The sequence below is a fragment of the Micromonospora sp. S4605 genome, assembly GCF_003176715.1.
GTDB lineage: Bacteria > Actinomycetota > Actinomycetes > Mycobacteriales > Micromonosporaceae > Micromonospora > Micromonospora echinaurantiaca.
Map to the genome: position 1 here is coordinate 1 of NZ_QGSW01000373.1, position 8,478 is coordinate 8,478.

An 8,478-nucleotide genomic window follows, 5' to 3' on the forward strand; every position below is an offset into this window, starting at 1 on the left:
GCGCTGACCTGGTCGGGGCCGGCGAACCGCCGACCCCGACCAGGTCAGCGCTGGACGACCAGCCGGTGCGCCCGCAGCAGCCGGGCCCACCAGGGGCGCGGCGGCCGGGCGGCGCGCGGGCCGGGCGCGGGCGGGCCCTTCAGGCTCACCCAGCCACCCGGGCCCATGGTCACCGCGCCGATCGCCGGCGGGCGCCGGCGGCCGACCGCCACCACCCCGGCGGCGAGCAGACCGGCGGCGAACACACCAGCGGTGGCGGCGAGCAGCCGGTCCGGGTCCAGCACCGGCCGGTAACGCACCCGCCCCTTGGAGAGGACGAACGCGCCGACCGGGCGGCCCTGGTGGGTCACCGGCACCAGCGCGGCGCCGGGCGTGCCGGGCAACTCCAGCACCGGGCCGACCGGCCCGCGTACCGCCGGCTGCCCGGCCTGGTCGGGCGCCGGCCGGACCGGCGGAACCAGCGGGGCGGGCCCGGTGGGGTTGAAGATCGCGGTCATCGCGGGTACCTCCTAGCGGGAGTCGGATCCGGGACCGGTCAGCCGCACCGCGGCCCGGCCGGCAGCCAGCCGGGCGACCGGCACCCGGTACGGCGAGCAGGAGACGTAGTCCAGGCCGGCGTCGGCGAAGAAGGCCACCGAGTCGGGGTCGCCGCCGTGCTCCCCGCAGACACCCACGGTCAGCTCCGGGCGGGCGGCCCGGCCCTCGGTCACGGCCAGCCGGATCAGCCGGCCCACCCCGGTCGCGTCGATCGTCTCGAACGGCGAGACGGCGAAGATGCCCCGCTCCAGGTAGCCGCTGAAGAACGACCCCTCCACGTCGTCGCGGGAGAACGCCCAGGTGGTCTGGGTCAGGTCGTTGGTGCCGAAGGAGAAGAAGTGGGCCTCGGCGGCGATGTCGCCGGCGGTCAGCGCGGCCCGTGGCGTCTCCACCATGGTGCCCACCGGGATCGGCGGCGCCCCCGGCACGGTGGCCAGCACGGCCTCCACCTCGGCCCGCACCGCGGCCAGCTCCCGCACGTCGGCGACCAGCGGCACCATGATCTCCGGCCGCGGGTCGCCGCCGGCGGCGACCCGCTGCGCCGCCGCCTCGGCGATCGCCCGGACCTGCATCCCGAAGAGGCCGGGCACCAGCAGCCCCAGCCGTACGCCGCGCAGCCCGAGCATCGGGTTGGCCTCGTGCATCCGGCGCACCGCGGCCAGCAGGACGGCGTCGCGTCCCGGGTCCTCGCCGAGCGCCTCCGCCCGGGCCACCCGGGCGGTCAGCTCGGCCAGCGGGGGCAGGAACTCGTGCAGCGGCGGGTCGATCAGCCGGATCGTCACCGGCAGCCCGTCCATCGCGGCGAGGATCCCCTCGAAGTCGGCCCGTTGCAGGGGCAGCAGCGCGGCCAGCGCCTCGGCCAGCCGGTCCGGGTCGTCGGCCAGGATGAGCCGTTCCACCAGCTCCCGGCGGTCGCCGAGGAACATGTGCTCGGTGCGGCACAGCCCGATCCCGGACGCCCCGAACCGGCGGGCCCGCTCGGCGTCGGCCGGGGTGTCCGCGTTGGCCCGGACGCCGAGCCGGCGCACCGCGTCGGCGTGCGAGAGCAGCCGGTGCACGGCGGCGACCAGCCGGTCGGCCGCCGGCGTCAGCTCGCCGGCGAGGTAGCGGGCCACCGGGGAGGGCTGCACCGGCACCTCGCCCGGGTAGACCCGGCCGGTGGTGCCGTCGATCGAGATCAGCTCCCCGGCGCGGACCACCCGGTCGCCGACGGTGAACTCGCCGCGCTCGGGGTCGATCCGCAGCGCCTCGGCGCCACAGACGCAGGTGCGGCCCATGCCCCGGGCCACCACGGCGGCGTGCGAGGTCTTGCCGCCCCGCGAGGTCAGCACCCCGCGGGCGGCGATCATGCCGGGCAGGTCGTCCGGATTGGTCTCCCGGCGCACCAGGATGACCGGTCCGGTGGCGGCGGCCGCGGCGGCCGAGTCGAACACCACCCGGCCCACGGCCGCGCCCGGCGAGGCGCCCACCCCGGTGGCGAGCGGCTCGGGCGCGGCGGCGAGGTCGAAGGCGGGGAACATCAGCTGCGCCAGCTGCCCGGCGGTCACCCGGTGCAGCGCCTCGTCCAGGCCGATCAGACCCTCGTCGACCAGCTGCGCGGCGATCACGAACGCCGCCGCCGGGGTGCGCTTGCCGACCCGCGTCTGCAACATCCACAGCTTGCCGCGCTCGATGGTGAACTCGACGTCGCACAGGTCCCGGTAGTGCCGTTCCAACGTCGCCATGATCTCGGTCAGCTGCCGGAAGCTGGCCGGGTCGATCCGCTCCAGCTCGGCCAGGCCGACCGTGTTGCGGATGCCGGCCACCACGTCCTCACCCTGGGCGTCGGGCAGGTAGTCGCCGTACACGCCGGGGACGCCGGTGGCCGGGTCACGGGTGAACGCGACCCCGGTGCCGGAGTCCGGGCCGAGGTTGCCGAAGACCATCGCCATCACGTTGACAGCGGTGCCGAGGTCGTCCGGGATGTGCTCCCGGCGCCGGTAGAGCACCGCCCGCTCGGCGTTCCAGGACTCGAACACCGCGCGGATCGCCAGGTAGAGCTGCTCGTGCGGGGCCTGCGGGAAGTCGTGCCCGACCTGCGCGGCGAACACCTTCTTGTACGTCCCGACCAGCCCGCGCAGCTGCTCAGCGTCCGGGCCGGCCGGCCCGGTCGTGGCGCGCAGGGCGGCCAGCTCCCGCTCGAACTCGTCGGCCGGTACGCCGTACACGGTCCGGCCGAACATCTGGATCAACCGCCGGTAGGAGTCCCAGGCGAAGCGCTCGTCGCCGCTCTGCGCGGCCAGCCCGGCGACCGTGGCGTCGTTGAGCCCGATGTCCAGGATCGTCTCCATCATGCCGGGCATGGAGTACCGCGCGCCCGAGCGGACGGCCAGCAGCAGCGGGTCGTGCGGGTCGCCGAAGCGCCGGCCGAGCCGGATCTCGATCTCCCGCAGGTGGCCGTTCACCTCGTCGAACAGGCCGGCCGGCGCTCGCCCGTTGGCCAGGTACGCCCGGCACGCCTCGGTGCTGACGGTGAACCCGGGCGGCACCGGCAGCCCGAGCCGGGTCATCTCCGCCAGGTTGGCGCCCTTGCCGCCGAGCAGGTCGGCCCGGCTCCGGTCGCCCTCGATGAAGTCGTAGACGTATGTCGACATGCCGGCCTCCACTCCGCCGCCGCGGGAACGTCGTCCCATTCGTTGGTAGCAATGCCGGCGACGGCCGGGACAGGGCCGAACGGGGCACCTGACGGGCCGGAGGTCCCGGATGTCACAGCCCCGCCCTATCCTCGGGCGCGTGACCGCCGACCTGCAGCTGCGCCCCGTGCACGACGACGACCTGCCGGAGTTCTACCGGCACCAGCTGGATCCGGAGGCGATCCGGATGGCCGCCTTCACCCCCGACGACCCGGCCGACCGGGAGGGCTTCGCCGCCCACTGGAAGCGGGTGCGCACCGATCCGGCGATCGTGACCCGCACGGTGACCGTCGACGGCCAGGTGGTCGGGCATGTGCACGCCTTCCCCGTCGGCGAGCGCACCGAGGTCAGCTACTGGATCGACCGGCGGCACTGGGGCCGCGGCTACGCCACCCGCGCCCTGGCCACGCTGCTGCGCGAGGTGCCCCAGCGCCCGCTGCACGCCCGCGCCGCCAAGGACAACGCCGCCTCGCTCGCGGTGCTGCGCAAGTGCGGCTTCGTCATCTGCGGCGAGGACCGCGGCTACGCCGCCGGCCGTGGTCACGACGTCGAGGAGTACGTGCTGGAGCTCGCCGGCTGAGCCGGCCGGCTGGGACCGCCGCCGGCCCCACCCCGGCCCTGGTCCCGGCCCGCACCGGCCTGAACTGGGTCGCCGCATGCTCCCCGGCGGCGGCGTCCACCTGCGCAGGAACTACCCTCGCCGGGTGAACTGGCTGGATCTGATCGGCTGGGCCGGCTCCGCGCTGCTGGTCTGGTCGCTGTTGCAGGCGCGCATCCTGCGACTGCGCGCCCTCAACCTGGTCGGCTGCCTGGTGCTGATCGGTTACAACGCGGCCCTGTCGGTCTGGCCGATGGTCGGGCTGAACGTGGTGCTGGCCGTGATCAACATCTGGTACCTGCGGAAGATGCTCGCCACCCGGCACGACGAGGCGACCTACCAGGTGGTCGAGGTCGGCGTTGACGACCAGTTCCTCGCCCACACCCTGCGGGTGCACGGCGCCGACATCGCCCGGTTCAACCCCGGCTTCCGCTGGCCGCCCGGCACCGCCGCCGAGCGTTCGGCGTTCCTGGTGGTCCGCGCCGACGAGGTGGTCGGGGTGGTGCTCTCGCACGCCGAGCCCGGCGGCGTGGCCCAGATCGACCTCGACTACGTGACCCAGCGGTTCCGCGACTTCACCCCGGGCGAGTTCGTCTACCGGCGCAGCCGGCTCTTCACCGACCGGGGCTTCCGTCGGGTGGTCAGCCCGCCCGGCATGGTCGCCCCCTACTACCACCGGCTCGGCTTCCGGCCGGAGGGCGACGCGTACGTACTGGACCTGCCGGCCCCGCCGGTCGGCGGCCGGGCGTAGCGCGGGTCACCCGGCCGGCGGAAGCAGGATTCACCACCCGGTCCGCGGGGCACAGATGCGCGTACGCCGGCGGGGCCTCCGCCCGGCGGCGCCGGTCGGCGCGGTCCGTGCGAGGGAGAACCGGGCGTGCAGAGCTACGGGAGCCAACTGGCCCTGGTCGGTGTCCTGATCGTCCTGAACGCCCTCTTCGCCGGCAGCGAGATGGCGCTGGTCTCGCTGCGGGACAGCCAGGTCCAGCGGCTGGAACGCACCAGCCGGGCCGGCCGGGTGCTGGCCCGCCTCGCCACCGACCCGAACCGCTTCCTGGCCACCATCCAGATCGGCATCACGCTCGCCGGGTTCCTGGCCTCGGCCGCCGCCGCGGTCTCCCTGGCCCGGCCGCTGGTGCCGCTGCTCGGCGCGCTCGGCGGCGCCGCCGAGCCGGTCGCGATCGTGGCGGTCACCCTGGTGCTGACCTTCGTCACCCTGGTCTTCGGCGAACTGGCCCCGAAGCGGATCGCCATGCAGGTGCCCGAGCGCTGGGCGCTGCTCGTCGCCCGCCCGCTGGACCTGCTCGCCACCCTCACCCGGCCGGCCGTCTGGGCGCTCGGCGCCACCAGCGACCTGGTCGTCCGCCTGGTCGGGCTCAACCCGCAGCCGAAACGCGACGAGATCAGTCCCGACGAGCTGCGCGACATCGTCGCCGGCAACCACGGCTTCACCAAGGAGCAGCAGACCATCATCGCCGGCGCGGTGGAGATCGCCGACCGGCAGCTGCGGGCGGTGCTGGTGCCCCGGCTGCAGGTCTTCACGCTGGACAGCGGGACCACCGCCGAGGCCGCCCGGCTGGTGCTCGCCGCGTCCGGGCACTCCCGCGCGCCGGTGGTACGCCACGGCGGCCTCGACGACGCGGTCGGCGTGATCCACCTGCGGGACCTGGTCGGCGTGCCGGACGACCGGCCGATCGACGACTGCGTCCGGCCGCCGATGCTGCTGCCGGACTCGCTGCCGGTGGTCGACGCGCTGCGCCAGTTCAAGGCGGAGCGCCAGCACATCGCCCTGGTGGTGGACGAGCGCGGCGCCGTCGACGGGATCGTCACCCTGGAGGACATCCTCGAGGAGATCGTCGGCGAGATCTACGACGAGACCGACCGGGACCTGGGCGCGGTGCGCACCGAGCCGGACGGCGCGCTGCTGCTGCCCGGTACCTTCCCGGTGCACGACCTGCCGGACCTCGGCGTCGAACTGCCCGGCCGCCCCGAGGGCGACTACACCACCGTCGCCGGCCTGGTGCTCGCCTGCCTCGGCCACATCCCCACGGTGGCCGGGGAGAGCGTCACCGTCGACGGCTGGGACCTGGTGGTCACCCGGATCGCGCACCGCGCGATCGCCGAGGTGCGGCTGCGCCGGTCCGCACCCAGCGATGACGCCCCGGATCCGGACGCCGAGCCGATGCTGGACCGGGCGGGCAACTGACACCGCTGCCCGCACCCCCGCACCCGACCCGCCCGTGGGCCGGATCGGTGCCCCCGGGAGCGCCGCCGGAGCCGGACATCCCACGCCGTGCGGCCCGCGTCCACCCAACCGCCGTCGGCCACCCGGCCGCCGTCGGCTACCTCGCGCGTGCCGGCGCGGGGACGGTCAGGCGGGGGAGAGATTCTGCAGCCGGACCTGGCCGCGGGCCACCAGCCGGGCGTCCGCGTCGGTGATCTCCACCTGCCAGAGCTGCTGGCTGCGGCCCCGGTGCACCGGGGTGCCGACCGCGGTCAGCTCGCCGTCGCGGACCGCGCGCAGGAAGTCGGTCTGGTTGGACACGCCGACGACCTGGCCGCGGTCGCCCAACCAGAGGGCGCCGCCCACGCTGGCCGCCGTCTCCACCACCGCGCAGTACACCCCGCCGTGCTGGATGCCGTACGGCTGGTGCAGCTCCGGGCGCACCTGCCAGCGGATGACGACGCGGTCGCCGCTCACCTCGTCGAACTTCAGGCCGAGCAGGGCCACGAAGCCGCCCGCCATCTCCGTCGTCTCCACGCAGCCCTCCTCGATCATGGAATCGCCAGCGTATCCGGCGTCGGCTCGGCAAACCCGGTACGGGTCACCGCCTCGGATGGGGGAGAATCGGTGACCGTGACCGACATCAGCCTCCCGCCGCCGGGGCGGGACTCCCTCACCGAAGACCTGCTGTGGCGTGGCCTGATCCAGGACTCCACCGGCATCGACGAGCTGCGCGCGCTGCTCGACGGCCCCCGGGCGGCCTTCTATGTGGGCTTCGACCCGACCGCGCCCAGCCTGCACGTCGGCCACCTCGTGCAGGTCGCCACGGCCCGCCGGCTCCAGCTCGCCGGGCACCGCCCGCTGCTGTTGGTGGGCGGCGCGACCGGGCAGATCGGCGATCCGAAGGAGAGCGCGGAGCGCACGCTCAACCCGCCGGAGGTGGTCGCCGGCTGGGTGGCCCGGATCCGCGACCAGCTCGCCCCGTTCGTCTCGTACACCGGGGACAACGCCGCGCAACTGGTCAACAACCTGGACTGGACCGGCGAGATGTCGGTGGTCGAGTTTCTCCGCGACGTCGGCAAGCACTTCCCGGTCAACAAGATGCTCGCCCGGGAGGTGGTCAAGGCGCGGCTGGAGAGCGGCATCAGCTTCACCGAGTTCAGCTACCAGCTGCTGCAGGCGAACGACTTCTTCGAGCTGCACCGCCGGCACGGCTGCCAGCTCCAGTTCGGCGGCTCCGACCAGTGGGGCAACATCACCGCCGGGGTCGACTACGTCCGCCGGCGGGGCGCCGGGCCGGTGCAGGCGTTCACCACCCCGCTGGTCACCAGGTCGGACGGGACGAAGTTCGGCAAGACCGAGGGCGGCGCGGTCTGGCTCGACCCGGAGATGACCAGCCCCTACGCCTTCTACCAGTTCTGGGTCAACGTCGACGACCGGGACGTGAACCGCTACCTGCGCTTCTTCAGCTTCCGCTCGCGGGAGGAGCTGGAGGCGCTGGAGAAGGAGACCGCTGAGCGTCCGGCGGCGCGGCTGGCCCAGCGGGCGCTCGCCGAGGAAGTCACCGCGCTGGTACACGGCGAGCGGGAGATGGCCCAGGCGGTCGCCGCCAGCCAGGCGCTCTTCGGCCGGGGTTCGCTGACCGACCTCACTCCGGCGACGCTGCGGGCCGCGCTGACCGAGGCGGGCCTGGTCCACGTCGGCGGCGAGTTGCCCGACGTGGCCGCGCTGCTGCGTGAGTCCGGGCTGGTGCCGAGCCACAAGGAGGCGCGACGGGTGATCGCGGAGGGCGGCGCCTACGTGAACAACAACCGGGTGACCGACGTCGACGCGCGGGTCTCTCCGGAGGACCTGCTGCACGGCCGGTACCTGGTGCTGCGGCGCGGCAAGCGGTCCTTCGCCGGTGTCGAGGTGGAGAGATAGCCGTACGTCGACAGTGTGACGCGGGACGCGCCCGGTGGATTTGACGATCAATCCGCCGGGCGCGTAACTTTCTCTCTGCCAGCGCGGAACGGACGAAAAGGGCGAAAGTCCAAGAGGCCGGAGCGCGGGAACAACCTCAGGGTTCGACGGGTTGACCTCGTCGGAGCCTGGTCCGGGTGGTGCCCCGGATTCGCCTGCGGGCGGATTTGGTGAGGCGGAACCGACCGGGTATGGTTGACGACCGGCAGGGCACCGGGCGAGCTTGCGGGAAACCGCAGCGGCCGGCCTGCTGAATCCACGAGGGGAACGGCGCGAGCCGGGATTTTCGTGGTGCCCGGAAATCGGGTGGAAGCATGGCAAACCGCGAAACACCGGTTTGACACGGCAGAAACCACCGGGTAACGTAGTAAAAGTGCCCGGCGCGAGAGCGGCGGGTGGAGCAGCCCCGGATGGGGCCTCACGGTGTGGGGTTTCCGGATGGTGTGTGGTTGTTCTTTGAGAACTCAACAGGGTGCTTGATAAGC

7 protein-coding genes are annotated in these 8,478 nt (G+C 73.8%); 4 read left to right on the forward strand and 3 right to left on the reverse strand.

Features of this window, described 5'->3' with window-relative positions; translation table 11 throughout:
* Positions 1-44 precede the first annotated feature (44 nt).
* The gene (locus DLJ47_RS30825) at positions 45-497 is read right to left on the reverse strand and encodes a hypothetical protein (protein WP_109905291.1); all 453 of its coding nucleotides are present in this window, start codon (positions 495-497) and stop codon (positions 45-47) included.
* Between the two features lie 12 nt (positions 498-509).
* A complete protein-coding gene (gene ppdK / locus DLJ47_RS30830; RefSeq protein WP_109905299.1) occupies positions 510-3,170 on the reverse strand; it encodes a pyruvate, phosphate dikinase in 2,661 nt (886 codons plus the stop codon).
* Positions 3,171-3,309: 139 nt separating this feature from the next.
* Here ppdK and DLJ47_RS30835 point away from each other — a divergent pair, with 139 nt between their 5' ends.
* The 3 genes from DLJ47_RS30835 (at position 3,310) to DLJ47_RS30845 (ending at position 6,013) form a co-directional block, all read left to right on the forward strand.
* Positions 3,310-3,789 carry a GNAT family N-acetyltransferase gene (locus DLJ47_RS30835; protein ID WP_109905293.1) on the forward strand — a complete coding sequence of 160 codons (480 nt, stop codon included), beginning with the start codon at positions 3,310-3,312 and terminating at the stop codon, positions 3,787-3,789.
* A 124-nt stretch (positions 3,790-3,913) separates the two neighbouring features.
* Positions 3,914-4,558 carry a hypothetical protein gene (locus DLJ47_RS30840; protein WP_109905301.1) on the forward strand — a complete coding sequence of 215 codons (645 nt, stop codon included), beginning with the start codon at positions 3,914-3,916 and terminating at the stop codon, positions 4,556-4,558.
* Positions 4,559-4,684: 126 nt separating this feature from the next.
* On the forward strand, positions 4,685-6,013 hold the full coding sequence (locus DLJ47_RS30845) for a hemolysin family protein (protein WP_109905295.1): 1,329 nt from the start codon (positions 4,685-4,687) through the stop codon (positions 6,011-6,013).
* Between the two features lie 165 nt (positions 6,014-6,178).
* Here the strand turns inward: DLJ47_RS30845 and DLJ47_RS30850 are convergent, their stop codons facing one another.
* Positions 6,179-6,553, reverse strand: coding sequence for a PaaI family thioesterase (locus DLJ47_RS30850; protein WP_233258109.1), 375 nt, complete (start codon positions 6,551-6,553; stop codon positions 6,179-6,181).
* Positions 6,554-6,664: 111 nt separating this feature from the next.
* Between DLJ47_RS30850 and tyrS the strand changes: the two genes are divergently transcribed.
* Positions 6,665-7,954 (forward strand): tyrosine--tRNA ligase, encoded by a 1,290-nt coding sequence (gene tyrS, locus DLJ47_RS30855; RefSeq protein WP_109905303.1) that lies wholly within the window; start codon positions 6,665-6,667, stop codon positions 7,952-7,954.
* Positions 7,955-8,478: the final 524 nt, after the last annotated feature.

Coding starts and splice junctions, on each gene's coding strand:
- DLJ47_RS30825 (WP_109905291.1), bottom strand. CDS start 497: ATGACCGCGATCTTCAACCCCACCGGGCCCGCCCCGCTGGTTCCGCCG.
- ppdK (WP_109905299.1), bottom strand. CDS start 3,170: ATGTCGACATACGTCTACGACTTCATCGAGGGCGACCGGAGCCGGGCC.
- DLJ47_RS30850 (WP_233258109.1), bottom strand. CDS start 6,553: ATGGCGGGCGGCTTCGTGGCCCTGCTCGGCCTGAAGTTCGACGAGGTG.